Annotated in this window: 15 protein-coding genes and 2 tRNA genes; 12 read left to right on the forward strand and 5 right to left on the reverse strand. The window is 64.3% G+C overall.

The annotated features are described in order from the left end of the window. Positions 1-87: 87 nt before the first annotated feature. Complete coding sequence (gene metC, locus BM222_RS23660) at positions 88-1272, reverse strand: cystathionine beta-lyase (RefSeq protein ID WP_092232895.1); 1185 nt, start codon at positions 1270-1272, stop codon at positions 88-90. A gap of 396 nt (positions 1273-1668) precedes the next feature. Between metC and BM222_RS23665 the strand changes: the two genes are divergently transcribed. Genes BM222_RS23665 through BM222_RS23680 form a run of 4 tightly spaced genes read left to right on the forward strand, consistent with a single transcriptional unit; the run spans position 1669 to position 6187 of the window. Next, a complete protein-coding gene (locus BM222_RS23665) occupies positions 1669-2685 on the forward strand; it encodes an amino acid ABC transporter substrate-binding protein (RefSeq protein WP_092232898.1) in 1017 nt (338 codons plus the stop codon). A 27-nt stretch (positions 2686-2712) separates the two neighbouring features. Continuing rightward, a complete protein-coding gene (locus BM222_RS23670; protein ID WP_092232901.1) occupies positions 2713-3918 on the forward strand; it encodes an amino acid ABC transporter permease in 1206 nt (401 codons plus the stop codon). Beyond that, positions 3915-5435: an amino acid ABC transporter permease gene (locus tag BM222_RS23675; RefSeq protein WP_092232904.1), complete on the forward strand. Its 1521-nt coding sequence runs from the start codon at positions 3915-3917 to the stop codon at positions 5433-5435. Before BM222_RS23670 ends, BM222_RS23675 begins: the two co-directional genes overlap by 4 nt. 11 nt (positions 5436-5446) lie before the next feature. After that, a complete protein-coding gene (locus tag BM222_RS23680) occupies positions 5447-6187 on the forward strand; it encodes an amino acid ABC transporter ATP-binding protein (RefSeq protein WP_092232907.1) in 741 nt (246 codons plus the stop codon). 9 nt (positions 6188-6196) lie between these two features. On the opposite strand, the gene BM222_RS23685 is transcribed toward BM222_RS23680, so the two are convergent. Continuing rightward, complete coding sequence (locus BM222_RS23685; protein ID WP_092232910.1) at positions 6197-7231, reverse strand: cysteine synthase A; 1035 nt, start codon at positions 7229-7231, stop codon at positions 6197-6199. A gap of 491 nt (positions 7232-7722) precedes the next feature. Between BM222_RS23685 and BM222_RS23690 the strand changes: the two genes are divergently transcribed. The 5 genes from BM222_RS23690 to BM222_RS23710 are packed head-to-tail and all read left to right on the forward strand — an operon-like array spanning position 7723 to position 17708. Further along, positions 7723-9198: an efflux transporter outer membrane subunit gene (locus BM222_RS23690; protein ID WP_092232913.1), complete on the forward strand. Its 1476-nt coding sequence runs from the start codon at positions 7723-7725 to the stop codon at positions 9196-9198. Then, the gene (locus BM222_RS23695) at positions 9188-10615 is read left to right on the forward strand and encodes an efflux RND transporter periplasmic adaptor subunit (protein WP_092232916.1); all 1428 of its coding nucleotides are present in this window, start codon (positions 9188-9190) and stop codon (positions 10613-10615) included. The genes BM222_RS23690 and BM222_RS23695 overlap by 11 nt, the downstream gene beginning before the upstream one ends. Before the next feature lie 36 nt (positions 10616-10651). Further along, positions 10652-13801 (forward strand): efflux RND transporter permease subunit, encoded by a 3150-nt coding sequence (locus tag BM222_RS23700; protein ID WP_092232919.1) that lies wholly within the window; start codon positions 10652-10654, stop codon positions 13799-13801. After that, positions 13801-16926 (forward strand): efflux RND transporter permease subunit, encoded by a 3126-nt coding sequence (locus BM222_RS23705; protein ID WP_092232922.1) that lies wholly within the window; start codon positions 13801-13803, stop codon positions 16924-16926. The genes BM222_RS23700 and BM222_RS23705 overlap by 1 nt, the downstream gene beginning before the upstream one ends. A 41-nt stretch (positions 16927-16967) precedes the next feature. Further along, a complete protein-coding gene (locus tag BM222_RS23710; protein WP_092232925.1) occupies positions 16968-17708 on the forward strand; it encodes a tRNA-uridine aminocarboxypropyltransferase in 741 nt (246 codons plus the stop codon). 102 nt (positions 17709-17810) lie between these two features. On the opposite strand, the gene BM222_RS23715 is transcribed toward BM222_RS23710, so the two are convergent. Both BM222_RS23715 and BM222_RS23720 read right to left on the reverse strand, forming a co-directional pair. Then, positions 17811-17884 (reverse strand) — tRNA-Cys (locus BM222_RS23715). A 74-nt stretch (positions 17885-17958) separates the two neighbouring features. Next, on the reverse strand, positions 17959-18165 hold the full coding sequence (locus BM222_RS23720) for a hypothetical protein (RefSeq protein WP_092232928.1): 207 nt from the start codon (positions 18163-18165) through the stop codon (positions 17959-17961). Between the two features lie 274 nt (positions 18166-18439). On the opposite strand from BM222_RS23720, the gene BM222_RS23725 reads away from it, so the two are divergent. Beyond that, positions 18440-18703 carry a hypothetical protein gene (locus BM222_RS23725; protein ID WP_092232931.1) on the forward strand — a complete coding sequence of 88 codons (264 nt, stop codon included), beginning with the start codon at positions 18440-18442 and terminating at the stop codon, positions 18701-18703. A 223-nt stretch (positions 18704-18926) separates the two neighbouring features. On the opposite strand, the gene BM222_RS23730 is transcribed toward BM222_RS23725, so the two are convergent. Continuing rightward, positions 18927-20069: a transporter substrate-binding domain-containing protein gene (locus BM222_RS23730; protein ID WP_092232934.1), complete on the reverse strand. Its 1143-nt coding sequence runs from the start codon at positions 20067-20069 to the stop codon at positions 18927-18929. 353 nt (positions 20070-20422) lie between these two features. Between BM222_RS23730 and BM222_RS23735 the strand changes: the two genes are divergently transcribed. Beyond that, positions 20423-20497: transfer RNA gene (locus BM222_RS23735), tRNA-Asn, on the forward strand. 210 nt (positions 20498-20707) lie between these two features. Beyond that, positions 20708-20887, forward strand: coding sequence for a hypothetical protein (locus BM222_RS23740; protein ID WP_092233083.1), 180 nt, complete (start codon positions 20708-20710; stop codon positions 20885-20887). Positions 20888-20962: the final 75 nt, after the last annotated feature.

The raw sequence follows: 20962 nt of genomic DNA on the forward strand, positions 1-20962 counted from the left end.
CACGTCGGCGTTAACGTCTCCGCGGAGTGCTCTTTCCCGCCGCGGCGCGGCTTGGCGCGTCCGCAGGCGCATTGCCTCGTAGCAGGCTCACATTGCCGCTTTGAGGGCAGCAAAGCCGCGATCGAGATCGGCCTTGAGATCGTCGACGCTCTCGAGTCCGATGTGAAGTCGCAGCGTCGGGCCGCCCGGCGCCCACTTGGTCGCGGTGCGATAGGTATCGCAATCGAAGGGAATCGCCAGGCTCTCGAACCCGCCCCATGAGAAGCCCATGCCGAACAGCTTGAGCGTGTTGAGCATTGTGTCGACGGCGCTCTGCGGCGACGGCTTCAGCACGATGCTGAACAGGCCGGAGGCGCCGGTGAAATCGCGCTTCCAGATCGCGTGGCCCGGATCGGTCTCGAGCCCCGGATGCAGGACGCGCGCGACTTCGGGACGCGCCGCAAGCCAGCGCGCCATGTCGAGGCCGGAGCGATGGTGCTGCGCGAGCCGCACCGACAGCGTGCGGAGGCCGCGGAGCGCCAGGAAGACGTCATCGGGGCCGGCGCAGACGCCGAGCAGGCGGATGCCTTCGGCAATTTGCGGCCAGGTCTTGGCGTTGGCCGAGATGGTGCCGAACATGATGTCGGAATGGCCGCCGATATATTTCGTGGCGGCCTGCATGCTGATGTCGACACCCTGCTCGAGCGAGCGGTGATACAGCGGCGTCGCCCAGGTGTTGTCGTCGATGACGAGCGCGTCACGCGCATGCGCCACTTCGGCGATGGCGCGGATATCAGGCATCTCGAACGATTGCGAGCCCGGCGCCTCGACCAGCACGGCACGGGTGTTGGGCTTGAACAATTTTTCGATGCCGGCGCCGATCAGCGGATCAAAGTAAGTGGTCTCGACCCCGTAGCGGGCGAGCATGCCGTTGCAGAAATTGCGCGAGGGCCGATAGATGTTGTCAACGACCAGCAGATGGTCGCCGGCCTTCAGCACCGAGAGCAGAGTGGTGGAGATCGCCGACAGGCCCGACGGTACGATGCCGACGCCGGCGCATTGCGGTCCCTCCAGTGCCATCAGCGTGTCCTGGAACGCACGCGTGGTCGGGGTGCCGTGGCGGCCATAGGTGAACTCGCCCCGATGGGCGTGCAGGTCCTCGGCGGTCGGGTAGAGCACGGTGGAGCCGTGGAACACCGGCGGATTGACGAACCCCTTCTGCGCCTTGGTGTCGCGGCCGGAGGTGACCAGCCGGGTATCGGCATGCTGCTGTGCGGGGTGCGAGGAATCCATGCGTCTGCTTTCAAAACGGCGTTTCCGCCGGGCGCGGATCGCACGGCCGGGGGCGGCTTGGAGGCCGCGGGCGTTAATAACAGAACACAGAAGAGTCCCGTCAACCCCTTGACCCGGCTCGCCAGTCGTTCTGTGATGCGCAGGTGCTATTCAGTCGCCGCATGTTGAGGGGCCTGCCGCGACCTTCGATCCATCGTTTGACCGAACCTTGCGTCACAGCCACAACGGCGGGCGCCTTCGGCGGGGATTAAGGTATGGCCTCCCAGGATCGGCGAGTGTTCGGCAAGGTTTTCCAGCATGACTCTTGCAAGGCAGATCCTAAGCAGGATTGCCCTGGCGGAGACGATCCTGAGACAACGTTCCTGACCTTGAGACGACCTTGAAAGGCCTGAAACCATGAAACGCGTCACCCTGGCTCTCTCTCTTGCTCTCGCCGCCGGCCTCTCTGGCCAGGCCGCCAACGCGCAAACGCTCAAGACCGTCAAGGATCGGGGCATGCTGTCCTGCGGCGTCAGCCAGGGCTTGCCGGGCTTCTCGTCGCCTGATGACAAGGGCAACTGGACCGGGCTCGACGTCGACGTCTGCCGCGCCGTGGCCGCCGCGATCTTCAACGACCCGACGAAAGTGAAGTTCGTGCCGACCTCGGCCAAGGACCGCTTCACCGCACTGCAATCCGGCGAGATCGACCTGCTCTCGCGCAACACCACTTGGACCCTCTCGCGCGACACCTCGCTCGGCGCGAATTTCACCGGGGTGACCTATTATGACGGGCAGGGCTTCATGGTGAAGAAGTCGCTCAAGGTGAATTCCGCGCTGGAGCTCAACAGCGCATCCGTTTGCGTGCAAACCGGCACCACCACCGAGCAGAACCTGGCCGACTACTTCAAGGCCAACAACATGAAGTACGAGGTGATCGCGTTCGGCACCAACGACGAAACCGTCAAGGCCTATGAAGCCGGTCGCTGCGACGTCTTCACCACCGACCAGTCCGGCCTCTACGCCAACCGTCTGAAGCTCGCCAATCCCAACGATCATATGGTTCTCCCGGAAATCATCTCGAAGGAGCCGCTCGGACCGATGGTGCGCCACGGCGACGACCAGTGGTTCGATCTCGTGAAATGGACGCTATTCGCCATGGTGACCGCCGAGGAACTTGGCATCACCTCGAAGAATGTCGACGAGAAAGCCAAGATGGAGAATCCGGAGCTGAAACGTGTCCTCGGCACCGACGGCAATTTCGGCGAGCAGCTCGGCGTGACCAATGATTGGGTGATCCGTATCGTGAAGGCCGTCGGCAATTACGGCGAGATGTTCGATCGCAATGTCGGCTCCGGTTCGCCCCTCGCCATCAACCGGGGTCTGAACAATCTCTGGAACAAGGGTGGTCTTCAGTACGCGCCCCCGATCCGCTGATCCCGCTCGATCAGCCGGCAAACGGCAATGAGCACCGAGGCTCGTAAACCGCCGCTCCAGATCGCCCTGAAGATCAGGCGCCTTCTGGGTGGCAAGGCAGGCTGGAACGGCGTTGCCGTCCAGTTCGCCTTTGCGGCGGTGTTGGGTTGGGTCGCCTACGAGATCATCTCGAATGCGCGAGCCAACCTCGAAAAACAGCACATTGCAGCCGGCTTCGGCTTCCTTGCCAACAATGCCGGTTTCGACGTCAACCAGACCCTGATTTCCTACACCGGCTCCGACACGTTCCTGCGCGTGTTCGTGGTCGGGCTTCTGAATACGCTCGTGGTCTCGGTGGTGGGCATCGTGTTCTCCACCTTGATCGGCTTCGTCGTCGCGCTGTGCCGGCTGTCGCCGAACTGGCTGGTGTCGCGCGTCGGCGAGATCTACGTCGAGATCATCCGCAATTTGCCGCTGCTGTTCCAGATCCTGTTCTGGTACCTGGCGGTGCTCGCGGCGCTGCCCAATCCCAGGCAGAGCATTTCGTTGCTGGGCATCGCCTTCATCAGCAATCGTGGCCTCGTCATTCCTCAGCCGATTGGCCAGGCCGGGCTGGAGCCGTTCGTGGCGGCCCTGGTGTTCGGCATCGTCGCGGCGCTGAGCTTGCGCATCTACGCGCGGCGGGCGCTGTTCCTGCGCGGGCAGTTGATCCGCATCTGGCCTTACGTGCTGGGCCTGTTGATCGGCTTGCCGCTCGTCACGATGGCGGTGTTCGGTCTGCCCTTCACGGTCGAGCTGCCGCAGCTCAAGGGTTTTAATTTCGCCGGCGGCGCGCGCATCATTCCGGAATTCGTCGCGCTGACGCTGGCGCTGTCGACCTACACGGCTGCCTTCGTCGCGGAGATCGTGCGCGCCGGTATCCTGTCCGTCCACACTGGGCAAATGGAGGCGGGAGCCTCGCTCGGCCTTTCCCGCGGCAACACGCTGCGGCTGATCGTGGTGCCGCAGGCCATGCGCGTGATCGTGCCGCCGTTGACCAATCAGTACCTCAATCTGACCAAGAATTCCTCACTCGCGGTCGCGATCGGCTATCCCGACCTGGTATCGGTATGGGCGGGCACGTCACTGAGCCAGACCGGGCAGGCGATCGAGATCATCGCCATGACAATGGGTGTCTATCTCCTGATTTCCCTCTTCACCAGCGCCCTGATGAGCATCTATGGCTGGCGACTTAGCCGGAGTCTCGGCGCATGAGCGACATCACCGCCTCGTCCTTCGTCCGTCAGGACCTGGTCAGCGAGCGCCCCGCGCCGATCAAGACATCAGGGCTTGTCGGCCTGCTGCGCACCCGCCTGTTGAACTCGCCGACCAATATTCTGCTCACCATCGTCGGCCTCCTGCTGCTCTGGTTCACGATCATTCCGTCCGTCAGATTCCTTGTCGTCGATGCGGTCTGGACCGGCAGCGACCGCGGCGCCTGCCTGACCGAGAACGCCGGTTTCGCGGTCGGCGCCTGCTGGCCCTACATCCAGGCCAAGCTGCCGCAGTTGATCTACGGCTTCTATCCCGAGGCCGAGCGCTGGCGGGTCGATCTTGCGCTGATCCTGGCGGCAGCCCTGCTGCTGCCGCTGCTGATTCCGCGGCTGCCGGCCAAAGGCCTCAACGCCGGCCTGTTCTTCCTGGCGTTTCCTGCCGTGGCGTTCTTCCTGCTCCATGGCGGCGGCATCACCGGCTTCGGCCTGAGCTGGACGGCCGGCCTGCTTGAATTGTTCGACGACAGCATCGTCAGCGCCGGGCAGGTCGTGCTCGGCCTGAGTGGGACATCGGCCATCGCGCCGCTCTTGTGGCTCATTGGTCATCTCATCACGCTGCTCGGCGTCGCGATTCATTGGCTGATCTTCCCGCTGACCTGGCTGCGCGACCAGATCCAGCAAACAGGCCAGCCGGTCTGGGTCGACCTCGTCCTCACGGCCGCGTTCGTCTCGCTGACCGGCTTTGTCCTCGGTGGCGGCATGCGCGGCGGCGGGCGCGCGCTCGGGTCCAGCATCGCCACCTTTGTCGCCGTCGCGATCATCATCAAGCTGATGGGCCTCGACCACGGCGGGCTGCCGATCGTCGCCACCAATCTCTGGGGCGGCCTGCTGGTGACGCTGGTGGTCTCGGTCACCGGCATCGTCACCTCGCTGCCGATCGGCATCGCGCTGGCGCTCGGCCGGCGCGCTTCCATCCCCCTGATCCGGATCTTCTCGATTGCCTTCATCGAGTTCTGGCGCGGCGTGCCGCTGATCACCGTGCTGTTCTTCGCGACCTACATGCTGCCGCTATTCCTGCCGGGCAATTTCTCCGTCGACGGTCTGGTGCGCGCGCTGATCGGCATCGCATTGTTCACCGGCGCCTACCAGGCCGAGAACGTTCGCGGCGGGCTCGCCGCGATCCCGCGCGGGCAGAGCGAGGCGGCGGCGGCGCTCGGGCTGTCGTGGTGGAAGACGACCGCGCTGATCGTGCTGCCGCAGGCCCTGCGTCACGTCATTCCGAACCTCGTCAACAGCTTCATCTCGCTGTTCAAGGACACCTCGCTGGTCTCGATCGTGGCGCTGTTTGACCTGTTGGGCTCGCTCCGGGCCTCGTTCTCGGATCCGAAATGGGCGACGCCGTCGACGGCGTTCACCGGCTTTGCCTTCGCCGGCATCATCTATTTCCTGTTCTGCTTCGGAATGTCGCGCTATTCACTTTTCGTCGAGCGCCGTCTCAACGCCCACCGCCGCAACTGATCGAGGCCGTCATGCCTGCTGACCCCATCGTCAACATTTCCGGTCTCAACAAGTGGTACGGCGAATTTCACGTGCTGCGTGACATCGACCTCGAGGTCGTCAAGGGTGAGCGCATCGTGATCTGCGGCCCGTCAGGCTCGGGCAAGTCGACCCTGATCCGCTGCATCAACGCGCTGGAGGAATTTCAGGAGGGCCAGATCGTCGTTGACGGCATCGAGCTCGGCCCGAACTTGAAGCATGTCGATGCCGTGCGGCGCGAGGTCGGCATGGTGTTCCAGAGCTTCAATCTGTTCCCGCACCTGACCGTGCTGGACAATTGCACGCTGGCGCCGATCTGGGTGCGCAACATCCCCAAGAAGGACGCCGAGGAAACCGCGATGAAATTCCTGGAGCGGGTGAAGATCCCGCACCAGGCCAACAAGTTTCCCGGCCAGATGTCCGGGGGCCAACAGCAACGCGTCGCCATCGCGCGCGCCCTGACCATGAATCCGAAGGTGATGCTGTTCGACGAGCCGACCTCGGCGCTCGATCCTGAAATGGTCAAGGAGGTCCTCGACACCATGGTCGATCTTGCCGGGGAGGGCATGACCATGCTGGTCGTCACCCACGAGATGGGCTTTGCCAAGGAAGTCGCCAACCGCGTCGTGTTCATGGACGCCGGCCAGATCATCGAGGCCAACACGCCGAACGAATTCTTCGCCACCCCGCAGCACGCCCGCACGAAGCTGTTCTTGAGCCAGATCCTGCGCTGATCTCGCTGACTAGACGAACGGCAATTTGATGTTGCTGCGCTTCTCCAGCCATTCCGGCACGGGAAGGTTCTTGGCGCGCATGAAATCGGCGTTGAACAGTTTTGACTGATAGCGGCTGCCGGAATCGCAGAGAATGGTGACGATGGTCTTGCCCGGCCCGAGCTGCTTGGCGAGGCGCATCGCGCCCACAATGTTGATGCCAGTCGATCCGCCGAGGCACAGGCCTTCGTGCTGGAGCAGCTCGTAGATCACCGTAACAGCTTCGGCATCGGGAATGAGGAAGGCATCATCGACCTTCGCACTCTCGACGATTGCGGTCGCGCGACCGAGGCCAATGCCTTCCGTGATGGAGTCGCCGGGGCTCGCCTTGGCGGTGCCGGTCCTGAAATATTCGAACATGCCGGCGCCGTGCGGATCGGCGCAGGCAATCCGGACGTCCCTGTTCTTCTCTTTCAGATAGCGGCTGGTGCCGGCGAGCGTGCCGCCGCTGCCGACCGAGCAGACGAAGCCGTCGACCTTGCCGCCGGTCTGTTGCCAGATTTCGGGACCGGTCGACTCATAATGAGCCTTGGCGTTGTCGAGGTTGTTCCACTGGTCGGCGAACAGGACGCCGTTCGGCTCGGTCTTGCGCAGCTCGTCGGCAAGACGGCGGCCGACATGCTGGTAATTGTTCGGGTTGGAGTAGGGCAGCGCTGGCGATTCCAGCAGCTGGGCGCCGCACAGCTTCAGAAAATCCTTCTTCTCCTGGCTCTGCGTCTCCGGGATCACGATCAGCGTGCGATAGCCGCGCGCGCTCGCCACCACCGCAAGGCCGATGCCGGTGTTGCCGGCGGTCGCTTCCACCACCAGGCCGCCCGGCTTCAGCTCGCCGCGCTTCTCGGCTTCCTGAATCATCCATTTGCCGGCGCGATCCTTGACCGATTGGCCGGGATTCATGAACTCGGCCTTGCCGAGGATCGTGCAGCCGGTCAATTCGGAGGCGCGCTTGAGCTTGATGAGCGGAGTGTTGCCGATGGCGTCGACAACGTCGTTTTTGATGGTCATGTCAGGCAACACCGGCTGGTTTCGCGATTGGACGCGACCCTAAAGTAGGGTCGCAGGACACACAAGGCGAGGGCGCACACTCTCATTGCTGAATTGCGAAGGTGGCCTGCCCACGGATCGGCTTTGCCCCGACGGATCGAAGGCGACGATCGAAAGCCAACAATCGCAGGATAGCGAAGCTGGCGCGAACGATGTGGCTGCAATACCACATGAAATCTTCGTAAGCTTGATTGTGTTTCTGAAGTCTGTTGGAAGCTGAAAAAAGACTGCAAGACAGGCACTTCTTACATTTCGAGAGCCCCTGCGCCGGCGCGTTCGGTTGTGCGTTTCGCAGGTGCGGGACTGTCCCGCGGTTCCGCGCCCGGCTAGTATTGCTTCCAGGTCTGCAGAAAGCATCACGCCGTGAACGAGTTGGATCAACGCCTCCCGCCGTCTGCCCGCGAATCGGCCAATCCGGCCGCGCGGGGGCGGCATGATCTGTCCGGCGGGGGGTGGATGTGACACAGCGGGTTCCGGCCGTTGCCACCAGGCGCTTCCTCGATCCTGCGCTCCGCACGCTGCGAGCGGTCGCAGTCGTGTGCCTGGCGTCGAGTTCGGGCGCCTGCGTGCTGACCCAGGACCTTCCCGATCCCGCGCTCGATGTGCCCGCGCAATACAAATATGCCGGCAAGACGGATGCGCCGCCGACTCTGGATTGGTGGCGCGGCTTCCGCTCGGCGGAGCTGACACAGCTGATGGAGGAGGCGCAGACCGTCAACCTCGATATCGCAGCCGCGGTCTCGCGCATCGTCGAGGCCGACGCCCAGGCGCGGCAGGCCGGCGCGGCGCTGCTGCCGAGTTTGTCAGGGAGCGGGCAGGAAACCTATTCGCGCACCTCGGGCTCGAGCTCGTCGGGCCTGACCAACGGCGGCCGCGAGGTCGTCAATTACTCCGCGTCGCTCAGCGCCAGCTACCAGCTCGATTTCTGGGGCCAGAACCGCGACGCGCTCCAAACGGCGGAGGAGACCGCCAAGGCCAACCGCTTCGACCGCGACACCGTCGCGCTGACGACGCTCGCAGCGGTCGCCAATGCCTATTTCCAGGTGCTGTCGTCGCAGGACCGCCTGCGCACCGCCCAGCGCAACATCGCCAGCGCCCAGCGTATCCTCGATGCCATCCGCGAGCGCCGCAAGGCCGGCACGGGTACCGACCTCGACGTCGCCCAGCAGGAGAGCGTGCTGGCCAATCAGAAGGCGCTGGTGCCGCCGCTGCGCCAGACCCTCGACCAGAACACCAATGCACTCGCCGTGCTGGTGTCGCGTCCGCCCGAGAGCGTGCGCCTTGCGGGTGGCTCGCTGGACAGGATCGCCATCCCGCGCGTGACGCCCGGCCTGCCGTCGGAGCTCCTCACGCAGCGGCCGGACATCCGTCGGCAGGAGGCGCAGCTGGCCTCCGCCACCGCCAATATCGGCAACGCGCGCGCGCAGTTCTTCCCGACCATCCAACTCACCGGGAATGGCGGCTACCAGAGCTCGGCACTGGTCTCACTGTTCCAGCCGCACGCAGCGTTCTTCCAGCTTGTCGGCAGCGCGACACAGCCGATCTTCGACGGCGGCAAGATCCTCGGCAATTTCGAATATGCCAAGGCGCGGCAGGAGGAATTGCTGCAAACCTACCGCAAGACCATCGTCCAGGCCTTCACCGACGTCGACAACGCACTATTTTCAATAAGGCAGACCACGATCAAGCTGCAATTGCAGCGCGATGTCGTCAACGCTTCGCGGCGCGCCTTCGATCTTGCCGAGCAACAGCTGCGCGCCGGCACGGCCGACATCGTGACCGTGCTCAACACCCAGCTGACGCTGTTCCAGGCCGAAGACACGCTGTCGCAAGCGCAGCTCGCACGCCTTCTCGCCATCGTCAGCCTGTATCAGGCGCTCGGCGGCGGCTGGGAGCCGCGAATGGAGAAACCGGTCAATGCTCTTTAAGCCGGACATGAAGGACAACGTGAAAGACGGGACGGCGAAGAAGTCGCGCGGCCGCGGCTTCGTCATGACGCTGATCACGCTCGCGATCCTCGGCGGGCTCGGTTATCTCGGCTGGTCCGTGATGCATCAGCAGCCGCAGCAGCAGGCGAACGGACGCGGCCAGCAGCGCCCCGATCTGCCGGTGCCGGTGCTGGCGGCGACGCCCAAGGTCCAGGACGTGCCCGTCTATCTCGACGGCGTCGGCGCGATCCGCGCGCTCAACACCGTCACCGTGCGCTCGCAGGTCGACGGCAAGCTGATCGTGGTGAATTTCACCGAAGGCCAGGACGTCAAGAAGGGCGACGTGCTGGCTGAGATCGACCCCGCGCTCTACCAGGCGACCTACGACCAGGCGGTCGCCAAGAAGGCCCAGGACCAGGCCCAGCTCGCCAACCAGCGCATCGACCTCACGCGCTACGAGCAGCTCGCGGCGTCCAATGCCGGCTCGAAGCAGCAGGCCGATACCCAGCGCGCGGCGGTCGCGCAGACCGAGGCGCTGGTCAAGGCCGATCAGGCCGCGATCGACAATGCGGCCGCGACGCTGAGCTATACCAAGATCGTGGCGCCGCTGTCGGGCCGCGTCGGCCTTCGTCAGGTCGATCAGGGCAACATCATCCACGCTTCCGACACCATCGGCCTCGTCGTCATCACGCAATTGCAGCCGATCGCGGTGTGGTTCAGCCTGCCGCAGCAACAGATCATGCGGGTCAATGCCGCCGCCGCGAAGGGCGCGCTGTCGGTCGACGTGTTCGGCAATGACGGCGTCACCGTGATCGACACCGGCAAGCTCACCGGCATCGACAACCAGGTCGACCAGACCACCGGCACGCTCAAGCTCAAGGCGGAATTCCCCAACGCCAACTACCAACTCTGGCCCGGCCAGTTCGTCAATGTCCGCCTCAAAGTCGAAACGCTGAACCAGGCGCTGGTGGTGCCGACGTCTGCCGTGCAGCGCGGACCGATCGGCACGTTCAGCTATGTCATCGGCGAGGACAACGTGGTGACGGCCAAGCCCGTGACGGTGACGCAGCAGAACGAGCATGATGCGGTCATTGCGAGCGGCCTGACGGCGAACGACAAGGTGGTCACCACGGGCTTTGCCAATCTATCCGATGGCTCCAAGGTCATCATCGGCCGCGACGAGCAGACGCCGTCGGCCGACCTCGCCCCGCGCAAGCGCACGCGCGCTCCGCAAGCCGACGGGAAGGGCGGTCAGGCCAAAGATGGCCAGAAGGACGGACAAGGCAGGGACGGTGAATTCCGCGCCAAGCGGAAGAGCAGCGAGGGCGATCAGAAGGGCCAGACCGGGCCTGCGCCGGGGCCGGGGGCTCAACCATCGGGGGCTCAACCATCCGGATCTGGAGCCAAGCAGCCATGATCCCGGCAACAGCCGCCTGAGCGGCAGGCGCATCACATGGGTGTCTCCGAACCCTTCATCCGCCGTCCGATCGCGACCTCGCTGCTTGGCATTGCGCTGCTGATTGGCGGGCTGCTGGGTTATTTCGCGCTGCCGGTCTCGGCGCTGCCGCAGGTCGACTTTCCGACCGTGCAGGTGTCGACGCAGCTGCCCGGCGCGAGCCCCGACGTGATCGCCTCGCTGATCACGGCGCCGCTGGAGCGGCAGCTCGGCCAGATCCCGTCGCTGACGGCGATGAACTCGACGAGCTCGTTCGGCGTCAGCCAGATCTCGCTCCAGTTCGATCTCAACCGCGACATCGACGGCGCCACCCAGGACGTGCAGGCCGCGATCAACGCCGCAGCCGGCGTCTTGCCCAAGACGCTGCCCTATCCGCCGACTTACGCCAAGGTGAATCCGGCGGATGCGCCGGTCATGACGCTGGCTCTGCGCTCGGACACGATCTCGCTGCGGGCGATGAGCGACATCGCCGACACGCTGCTGGCGCAACGGCTCAGCCAGATCTCCGGGGTGGGGCGCGTCTCGGTGCTTGGCGGGCTGAAGCCGGCCGTGCGCATCCAGGCCGATCTGGCGCGCCTTGCCGCCTACGGCATCGCGATGGAGGACTTACGCGCCGCGATCGCCAACGCCAACGTCTCGGGGCCAAAAGGCTCGCTCGACGGCGCCCAGCAATCCTACATCATCGCGGCCAACGACCAGATCGCCGCCGCCGATGCTTACAGGCCGATCATCATCGCCTACCGCAACGGCTCGCCTGTGACGATCGGCGACGTCGCGCAGATCGTCGACGGGCTCGAGAACGATCGCACCGGCGGCTGGTACCAGGGCACGCCGGCCGTCATCATCGACATCCAGCGCCAGCCCGGCGCCAACGTCATCGACGTCGTCAAACAGATCCGTGCCGAGATCCCGAAGATGCAACGGGCGATTCCGGCCGGCGTGAAGCTCACCATCGTCTCCGATCGCACCGTCACCATCCGTGCCTCCGTCCACGACGTGCAGTTCACGCTGATCCTCAGCGTGGTGTTGGTGACGCTGGTAGTGCTGCTGTTCCTGCGCTCGCTGCGGGCCACGCTGATCGCGGGCGTAGCGCTGCCGCTGTCGCTGATCACGAGCTTCGGGATCATGTATTTTGCCGGCTTCAGCCTCGACAATCTGTCGCTGATGGCGCTGACGATCGGCACCGGTTTCGTCGTCGACGACGCCATCGTGATGATCGAGAACATCGTGCGTCACATGGAGGACGGCGACAATGCGATGACGGCCTCGCTCAAGGGCGCCAGCGAAATCGGCTTCACCGTGATCTCGCTGACGGTGTCGCTGATCGCGGTGTTCATCCCGCTTTTGTTCATGTCGGGCCTGGTCGGCCGCATGTTCCGCGAATTCGCGCTGACGCTGACCATCGCGGTCGTGACCTCGGCGGTGGTGTCGCTGACGCTGACGCCGATGATGTGCTCGCGGCTGCTCAAGCACGCCCATGAGGAACTGGCGGTGCCGGGCCTTGCCGCCATCAGCCGCTTCATCGACCGCACCGTCGAATTCTATCACCGCACGCTGCTCGTGGTGTTGCGGCACCAGCGAACCACGCTGGTCGTGACCTTTGCGACCTTAGCCGCAACCCTCGTCCTCTATGTCGTCGCGCCCAAAGGTTTCCTGCCGCTGCAAGACACGGCCTCGATCACGGCGGTGACGGAGGCGGGGCCCGATGTCTCCTTTGCCGAGATGCAGAAGCGGCAGGCCGATGCCGCCGACGCGATCAAGGCTGATCCCGACGTGACGGGTGTGGTCTCCGTGATCGGCGCGGGGTCGGTCAACCCGACGACCAATGTCGGCCGCCTCGTCATGACTTTGAAGCCGCGCGGCGAGCGCCGCGACGATGTCGGCATTGTCATTGCGAGGTTGAAGGACAAGGTCTCCGGCATTCCCGGCATGACGGTTTATTTCCAGCCGGTGCAGGACGTGCAGATTTCGACCCAGTCGAGCCGCTCGCAGTACCAGTATACGCTGACAGGTACCGACGCGACGCTGGTGTCGGAATGGGCCCGCAAGCTCGTCGGCGAGATGCGGCGCGATCCCCTGTTCCGCGACGTCTCCTCGGAAGCCCAGGAAGGCGGCCTGCGCGCGCAGCTGGAGGTCGACCGCACCCGCGCCGGCCAGCTCGGCGTCAGCCTGCAAGCCATCACCGACACGCTCAATGATGCCTTCGCGCAGCGCCAGATCTCCACGATCTATGGTCAGGCCAACCAGTATCGCGTGGTGCTGGAGGCGTTGCCGATGTACCAGCGCGATCCCTCGATTCTGTCGAAACTGTACTTGCCGGGCGGCGCCAGCTCCGCGGTGGCCGGTGCGCCCAATGCCCAGGTGCCGCTCGACGCGGTGGCGACGTTGAAGCGCACCACGGCGCCGCTGGCGATCTCGCACCAGGCCCAGTTCCCGGCGATCTCGCTCAGCTTCAACCTCGCCCCGGGTGCGGCGCTCGGCGACGCGGTCGATGAGGTGAAGTCGATCGAAACCCGCATCGGCATGCCCAACAGCATCGTCGGCGTCTATGCGGGCGATGCCGCCGAGTTCGCCAAGGCGCTGGCCGGCCAACCCTGGCTGCTGCTCGCCGCCGTGATCACGATCTACATCGTGCTGGGCGTGCTCTATGAGAGTTACATCCACCCGATCACGATCCTCTCGACGCTGCCGTCGGCCGGCGTCGGCGCCATCCTGGCGCTGATCCTGTGCGGGCAGGATCTCTCGGTGATCGGCCTGATCGGCATCATTCTCTTGATGGGCATCGTCAAGAAGAACGCGATCATGATGATCGACTTCGCACTGGAAGCCGAGCGCGGTCAGGGCATGCCGGCCCACGAAGCCATCGTGCAGGCCTGCCTGTTGCGCTTCCGCCCGATCATGATGACGACGCTGGCCGCGCTGTTCGGCGCGCTGCCGCTCGCGATCGAGAGCGGCACGGGCGCCGAGCTGCGATTCCCGCTCGGCATCTCCATCATCGGCGGCCTGCTCCTGAGCCAGCTCCTGACGCTCTACACCACGCCCGTGATCTATCTCGCGCTCGACCGCATCAACCGCCGCCTCGAGCAGGCGCTGCCGCCGCCCGAGCCCGAGGCGCCGACGGCCGGCGCGACTGAGGGGATGCAGTGATGGCATCGATCTCGGAGCCCTTCATCCGCCGCCCCGTTGCGACCACTCTGCTGTCGATCGGACTGTTTCTGCTGGGGGGCGTCGCCTACGAGTTCCTCCCCGTCGCCTCGGTCCCGAATGTCGATTTCCCCGCCATCTTCGTCTCGGCCAGCCGGCCCGGCGCCGACCCGTCTGTGATGGCCGCGACCGTCGCGGCGCCGCTGGAACGGCGGCTCGGCGAAATCGCAGGGATCAACCAGATCACGTCGACGAGTTCGCTCGGCACCGCGAACATCCAGCTCCAGTTCGACATCGGCCGCAACATCGACAAGGCGGCGCGTGACGTGCAGGCCGCCATCAACGCCGCGCTGGTCGATCTCCCCAGCGATCTTCCGACGCTGCCTAAATTCCGGAAAGCGAACACGGCCGGCGCGCCCGTCTTCGTGCTGGCGCTGACCTCCAAGACACTGTCCGCCAGCGCCATCTACGACGTCGCCGACACCGTGCTGGCGCAGCGTATCTCGCAGGTACCTGGTGTTGGCGACGTGACGGTGTCGGGCGCCGACCAGCCGGCCGTGCGGATCCAGCTCAACCCGGTGGCGCTGTCGAATGCGGGAATCGCCACCGACGACGTACGGACCGCGATCATCAACGCCAACCCGCTTGGTCCGGTCGGCATCTTCAACGGCGAGCGCCAGAGCGAGACGCTGTCGCTGAACAGGCAGATGCGCACGGCGCAGGAATTCCGCGACATCGTCATCAAGAGCTCGGGCGGCAATTTCGTCAAGCTCTCCGACGTCGCCGAGATCGAGGACAGCGTGCGCAACGCGCGCTCGATCGCCTGGTTCAACAAGCAGCCGGCGGTGCTGATCCAGATCACCAAGCAGGGCGACGCCAACGTCATCGATACCGTGGACAGGGTCAAAGCGCTGATCCCCGAGCTGAAGCAGTGGATTCCGGCCGGCGTCGACGTTTCCACGCTGGTCGACCGCACCTCGACGATCCGCGCCAGCGTCATGGACATGCAGTGGACGCTGCTGGCGACCGCAGTTCTCGTCATGGTCGTGGTGTTCGTGTTCCTGCGTCGCGTGACGCCGACCATCGCCGCCGGCATTTCGGTGCCGCTGGCGCTGGCCGGAACCTGCGCGGGGATGTGGGTCGCCGGCTTCTCGATCGACAATCTGTCGCTGATGGCGCTGGCGATCTCGGTCGGATTCGTGGTCGACGACGCCATCGTCATGATCGAGAACATGTTCCGCAATCTCGAGCACGGCATGCGGCCGATGCAGGCCGCGCTGGAGGGCGCCAGGCAGATCGGCTTCACGGTGGTCTCGATCAGCCTGTCGCTGATCGCGGCCTTCACGCCGCTGATCTTCATGGACGGCATCGTGGGCCGCCTGTTGCGCGAATTCTCGCTGACGCTGACCTTCGCGATTCTGGTCTCGACCCTGGTGTCGCTGACGGTCACGCCGATGATCTGCGCCCATTATATCAGGCAGACCACGTCGGGCTCCGCCACACTGTTCGACCGCCTGATCGAAGGCTCGCTGTCGCGTGTCGTCGCGTTCTACACCCGGACCTTGCGCGCCGTGCTCGAGTTTCCGCTGCTGACGCTGCTGGTGTTCTTCGCCACCATCGCCCTGACGGTGGTGCTCTACATCAAGGTGCCCAAGGGCTATTTCCCGACGGATGATTCCGGCTTCGTGATCGGCGCGACGCGGGCCTCGGCCGACATCTCGTTCCAGTCGATGCTGACGCTGCAGCAGCGCCTCGCCGACATCGTGATGCAGGATCCGGCCGTGGCCAGTATTGGCTCGAGTGTCGGCAGCGGCGGTGGGCCGGGCGGCGCGACCTCGAACCGCGGCATCATGTACATCACTCTGAAGCCGCCGGAGGAGCGCGATCACATCTCGACGCAGGTCGTGATCGATCGGCTGCGGAAGGCACTGTTTCCCGTGCCCGGCATTCGTCTCTTCATGTTCGCCGCCCAGGACGTGCGCGCCGGCGGCCGGCAGAGCGATTCCAACTATCAATACACGCTCTCGAGCACCGACCTCGACCTGCTGCAGAAATGGGCGCCGATCGTGGCCAAGCGCATGGAGACGGTCGAGGGCATCACCGATATTTCCAGCGACCGCGATCCCGGCGGACTTCAGCTGACATTGAACATCGATCGCCAGAAGGCCGCAGCCCTCGGCGTCAAGGTCCAGGACATCGACAATGCCCTGAACAACGCCTTTTCGCAGCGGCAGATCTCGATCATCTACACCCAACGCAACCAGTACATGACCGTGCTGGAGATCGACCCGAAATTCCAGGTCGATCCCTCCAACCTGGAACGCATTTACGTCGCCGGCGCGGGTGACGTGCAGGTGCCGCTGTCCGCCGTGGTACATGCGAGCCGCGGGCTCGCTGCGCTCGCGGTCTATCATTCGCAGTCGGTGCCCTCGACCACGGTGTCGTTCAACACCTTGCCTGACGTGGAGCTTCAGGCGGCGACCCAGAACATCCAGCGTGCTGTCGACGAATTGCACATGCCCGAAGGCATCCGCGGCAGCTTCGACGGCAATGCCGGCGATTTCGCCAAGACCAGCGGCCGGCAGCCGCTGCTCATCCTCGGCGCGCTGGTGGCGATGTATATCGTGCTCGGGGTGCTCTATGAGAGTCTCGCTCATCCGCTCACGATCATCTCGACGCTGCCCTCGGCCGGTTTGGGGGCGTTGCTCGCGCTGCAGATCACCAATACGCCGCTGACGGTGATCGCGTTCGTCGGCATCATCCTCTTGATCGGCATCGTCAAGAAGAACGGCATCATGATGGTCGACTTCGCGCTCGATGCCGAGCGCCAGCGCGGCCTGTCCTCGGCGGAAGCCATCTTCGAGGCCTGCCAGGCGCGCTTCCGCCCGATCCTGATGACGACCATGGCGGCACTGTTCGCCGGCATTCCGCTCGTGGTGGCGACAGGGCCAGGCACCGAGCTGCGGCGTCCACTGGGCATCACCATCATCGGCGGCCTGTTCGTCTCGCAGGTCCTGACGCTCTACACCACGCCCGTGATCTACCTTCTGATTGACCGCCTACGTCTGCTGATCGACCGCCTGCGCGGACGGTCTGAACCGCGAGGACGGGCGGCACCGGCGGAATAGGCGGGTTGTTGAACCGGCGCACGAAGCGTATAGCGGCGACGATGTCGAACCCAGCTGAAACTGCGGCCATAGTGGCCGAGCCTGTCCCCGAGTGCCCGCACTGCCAGAAGCCGATGCCGCTCTGCATCTGCGACAGTGTCACGCCGATCGAAAGCAAGCTCTCGCTCCTGATCCTGCAGCATCCGCAGGAGCAGGACAGGGCGCTCGGCACCGCGCGGCTGCTGGCGAAGCATTTTGAGGACGCCACCGTGCGGGTCGGCCTGTCCTGGCCGAGCCTGTCCAAGGCGCTCGGGCATCCGATCGAGAACGCCTCGCACTGGGCCGTGCTCTATCTCGGCTCGGCCCGCGCGGCCGACCTTGATGTCGATGGCGAGATCATCGCGCTCAACCGCAAGGGCGAGGTCGCGGACAACCAGCGCGCCATCCTGGGAAAGCTCGAAGGCGTGGTGCTGCTCGACGGCACCTGGAGCCAGGCCAAGGCGCTGTGGTGGCGCAATCCATGGATGCTGAAATGCCAGCGCGTGATCCTCAATCCGGCGCACCCGTCGCGCTACGGTCGCCTGCGTCGCGAGCCACGCAAGGACGGATTGTCGACCATCGAGGCGGCGGCGACGTTGCTGGCCGGGCTCGAGCGACGCCCCGATATCGCCGCGACGCTGAACGCGAGCTTCGAGCGGCTGTTGACACGCTACCGCGAGGTTCAGGCCGAGATGCCGGAACTGGCGCCGAAGCCCGCGCCGAAAGGCCGTCGGCGCGATTTCCGCCGCAGCAAGAAGGCTTGAGCCCCCGCCGGCGCGGGGTAAACCCGGTGGCAGGACCCGCGCGGCAGAGTTCCGCCGGCGCCGCAACGGTTGACTTTATGACGGGATATCAGGGAGTTGTGATGGAGGCCACGACCAGAATTGAACTGGTGTACACGGTTTTGCAGACCGTTGCGTAACCACTCCGCCACGTGGCCTCAACGAGGGCGGAGCAATATAGGGGATCAGCGGTTTAGGCAACCCCGCGGGCCGTCGCGCTTGACGGTAGGCCTCAGCGGGCGGCGTACCAGCCTTCCGGAAAGGGCAGCAAAGGCCAGGCGCCCTCATTGTCGTTCGCGGCTTTGAGAGTTTTCTTGAGCATCGCGTCGAAGCTCCACGAACGGGGCACCAAGTCCTCCTCCGGCGCGGGCGCAAAATCTTCATGAATCATGGCGTCGCGCACTGCATCCAGCATCAAGTTGAATTCGGCTTCGCTCATCACACCCTCCGGAACGCGGATGGCGCACTGTCGCAAAGCCGGCTTGTGTCCCGATTGAGCCGATCGTTCGCATTTTAACGAACAGACCATCAGGCCCGTTTTGGTTAGCGATTTCTGAAAGATCCCCAAGAAACGCGCGAGTCCCACGGGAACTCTAGGGGCCTCCAGGTAGCGGCGAGTGTGAAAGAGATCACATCGCCCGCAATTTGTTCCTACTACCTCTGCCATACCGGCCAACGCGGGCCCGGCGGTCAGGACACACGGGAGACTGGTCATGAAGGCGAGGTTTTTGCGGTCTGCAGGTGTGAGAAGCCGGGCGCGTCGTGCCTCGACCGTTGGGCTGTTCCTGACACTGTTTGCCAGCACCGCCCAGGCACAGCAGGGCACGCCGGAGCAGCGGCGGGCTTGCACCCCCGACGTCTACCGGCTCTGCGCCGGCGAAATCCCGAACGTGCGTGCCATCACGGCCTGTCTGCGGCGCAACCGCTCGAGCTTAAGCGAAGCTTGCCGCGCCGTGTTCGACCAGGCCGGCGGTTGAGCAGTCCCTGTGGATTTGTGCGCAGCAAGTGCTTTGCATCGTCAGCGCAAATTCATCCGAACGCGGCTGTGGATATGCTGCGGACAAGCTGTTGAGCGGCGGGTACCGGGCGCAGATCGGACAAATCAGCTGATCATATCTGCCGGATTCACGGCGTGCATCGTCTTGCGGCGAAACCAGCTTTGTTCGGCAGAGCTGCGGCGTCGTGGTTTCGGCCGACCGTCTAGCGCTTGCCGAACCACTCCTCGTAGATCCGCTGGTAGATGTCGCGCTCGCGCAGCCCCAGAAGTGCTTCGTTGACCTGCTTGCGCAACGGACTGCCGGTCGGAAAGACGATGCCGTAATCTTCCCTGTGAAACACCTCGCCTACGATCCGTGCCGAACTCTGGCCGTCGTGGGTCGTGTAGTAGAGCAGGGCGGGTGCATCGAACACGACCGCGTCGACCTGTTGCTTCAACAGGGCATTATAGAGGTCGTCGACTTTCTCGAACTCGACCATGTGAGCACTGACCTCGTTCAGATAGGCTGTCGCCGTGCTTCCTCGGGTCGTGCCGACGGTCTTGCCGACGAGATCCTGCGGACCGTTGATCGGGCCCCTGATCTGCTGGACCGTGAGTGAAGCGGTCAGCTGCGCCGTATAGAAGGCGACGAAGACCACGCCGGTGAACATCCACAGCACGGCGACTATCCGCGCCATCCAGTGCCGGGGCATCTGGTCGGCCTGAGTGGCCAACGTGCCCGCAGCCCAAAACATCGCATGGAAGATTCCCGGGAAATATTTCCGGGTTGGAATGATTCCGCTGTGATGCGTTCGCTCGACCAGGAACATCAGATGAGCCGGCACGAGGATCAGCAGAAGCGCAATGCCGAGCCACACCAGCAGGGTCCGTGAGACGAACAGTTGCATCAACTCGCGCAACGGATTGGCTTCGACATTGACGGCCGTGCCACGCACCAGAATTTGCAAACCCGAGTTCATGATCGGCAGAGAGAAGTCGAATTTGTCCTCCCGCTCCGACGTGATCGAGATGGCCGCGATGGCGAGATCGGCCCGTCCACTTCCCACGGCGTCAAGCAATTCGCTCACATCGGGCAACACGAGGTATTCGGTCTCGCGGTTCAGTCGTTGGCCGATGCTGTTCCAGAGCTCGATACTGAAGCCGCTCAGCGTGCCGTTCTTCTCGACGACCATGGGCGGCACTATTCGGGTCGCCACCCGGAGCTTGGCAGTCTCGGCTTGAGCCGCGGACCAGGTCAGGCAGAACAGCAGTGCCAACGCCAGCCCTCGGGCGGCCTCGGCCGCGATCGCCCAAGGCGGTCGAGCGGCTCGAGCGCGAGAGCTGGTCGCCGGTTGCGGACGAGTCATCGATGGTTTCCGGTCTCGGACCACCCCGTCGGGGACAGTCCCGTCAGGATTGATGGCCCAGTCCAATATAAAACACCATCCCTTGCGCTGCCTGACGCACGAAACACCCAATCCGCGGATCAATCGTAGCGCGAAAATATACCGATTTACCGAATTTGCGATTTATAGCAGGAGAACTCCCCACCTCGTCCTGAATCTGGAACATTCGCGCCGAGTAGCCCGCCCCCGACGTAGGCCCGAGGAGGGCCCGGTAGGTCCTTCCTCGATGCTTTGCGAGTGATCACGAATTCGTCCTTTGCAAGCGCAACCGGCTTTGTTATACGCAGCCGCGCGCGAACGAACGGTTCGCCTTTTCCTCGGTAGCTCAGCGGTAGAGCATCCGACTGTTAATCGGATGGTCGCTGGTTCGAATCCAGCCCGGGGAGCCAAATTCCGCTTCATATTCAAGAGGTTGCGATCGCCGCTGGTGCTGCGCGGAATGTTGCTCGATCGTTCTCTCAACGTTCTCGCGCGGGAAGCCAGCACAGAATCGTCGAGCGGATGTGTGCGGCGGCAGCACGATCGCCGCGTGGGCAGCACCAAATCGACTTAATTCAAATCAAGCTTGGCATGGCCGGCCTCTTATGGAGCTGATTCCCATGCCCGACATCGAGATCGACCGCGCCCATCAGGCCCCCTCGATTCGACCGGCCGATATCCCCGAGTTGAGCGACGACGAATGCCTGGCGTGTCTCGCCCGGGCGGTCGAGACGCCCGATTCGGCACGGCTGGGCGAAGTGGCGGCCCTGATCGGGCGGCTTGCCGTCGCGATCGAATAGCCTAATCATCTCCGATGAGTGCGTTGCCTGGCCGTTGGCTGGCGGGCCAACGGACGTGTTGCGTTTTCGCGGTGC

Origin of the sequence: Bradyrhizobium sp. Gha, assembly GCF_900113735.1 — a bacterium.
In the GTDB taxonomy this organism is placed as follows: domain Bacteria; phylum Pseudomonadota; class Alphaproteobacteria; order Rhizobiales; family Xanthobacteraceae; genus Bradyrhizobium.

Bases quoted from the DNA above. Each gene is read 5' to 3' on its own strand.
- metC (WP_092232895.1), bottom strand. From the start codon at position 1,272: ATGGATTCCTCGCACCCCGCACAGCAGCATGCCGATACCCGGCTGGTC.
- BM222_RS23665 (WP_092232898.1), top strand. From the start codon at position 1,669: ATGAAACGCGTCACCCTGGCTCTCTCTCTTGCTCTCGCCGCCGGCCTC.
- BM222_RS23670 (WP_092232901.1), top strand. From the start codon at position 2,713: ATGAGCACCGAGGCTCGTAAACCGCCGCTCCAGATCGCCCTGAAGATC.
- BM222_RS23675 (WP_092232904.1), top strand. From the start codon at position 3,915: ATGAGCGACATCACCGCCTCGTCCTTCGTCCGTCAGGACCTGGTCAGC.
- BM222_RS23680 (WP_092232907.1), top strand. From the start codon at position 5,447: ATGCCTGCTGACCCCATCGTCAACATTTCCGGTCTCAACAAGTGGTAC.
- BM222_RS23685 (WP_092232910.1), bottom strand. From the start codon at position 7,231: ATGACCATCAAAAACGACGTTGTCGACGCCATCGGCAACACTCCGCTC.
- BM222_RS23695 (WP_092232916.1), top strand. From the start codon at position 9,188: ATGCTCTTTAAGCCGGACATGAAGGACAACGTGAAAGACGGGACGGCG.
- BM222_RS23700 (WP_092232919.1), top strand. From the start codon at position 10,652: ATGGGTGTCTCCGAACCCTTCATCCGCCGTCCGATCGCGACCTCGCTG.
- BM222_RS23705 (WP_092232922.1), top strand. From the start codon at position 13,801: ATGGCATCGATCTCGGAGCCCTTCATCCGCCGCCCCGTTGCGACCACT.
- BM222_RS23710 (WP_092232925.1), top strand. From the start codon at position 16,968: ATGTCGAACCCAGCTGAAACTGCGGCCATAGTGGCCGAGCCTGTCCCC.
- BM222_RS23720 (WP_092232928.1), bottom strand. From the start codon at position 18,165: ATGAGCGAAGCCGAATTCAACTTGATGCTGGATGCAGTGCGCGACGCC.
- BM222_RS23725 (WP_092232931.1), top strand. From the start codon at position 18,440: ATGAAGGCGAGGTTTTTGCGGTCTGCAGGTGTGAGAAGCCGGGCGCGT.
- BM222_RS23730 (WP_092232934.1), bottom strand. From the start codon at position 20,069: ATGACTCGTCCGCAACCGGCGACCAGCTCTCGCGCTCGAGCCGCTCGA.
- BM222_RS23740 (WP_092233083.1), top strand. From the start codon at position 20,708: ATGCCCGACATCGAGATCGACCGCGCCCATCAGGCCCCCTCGATTCGA.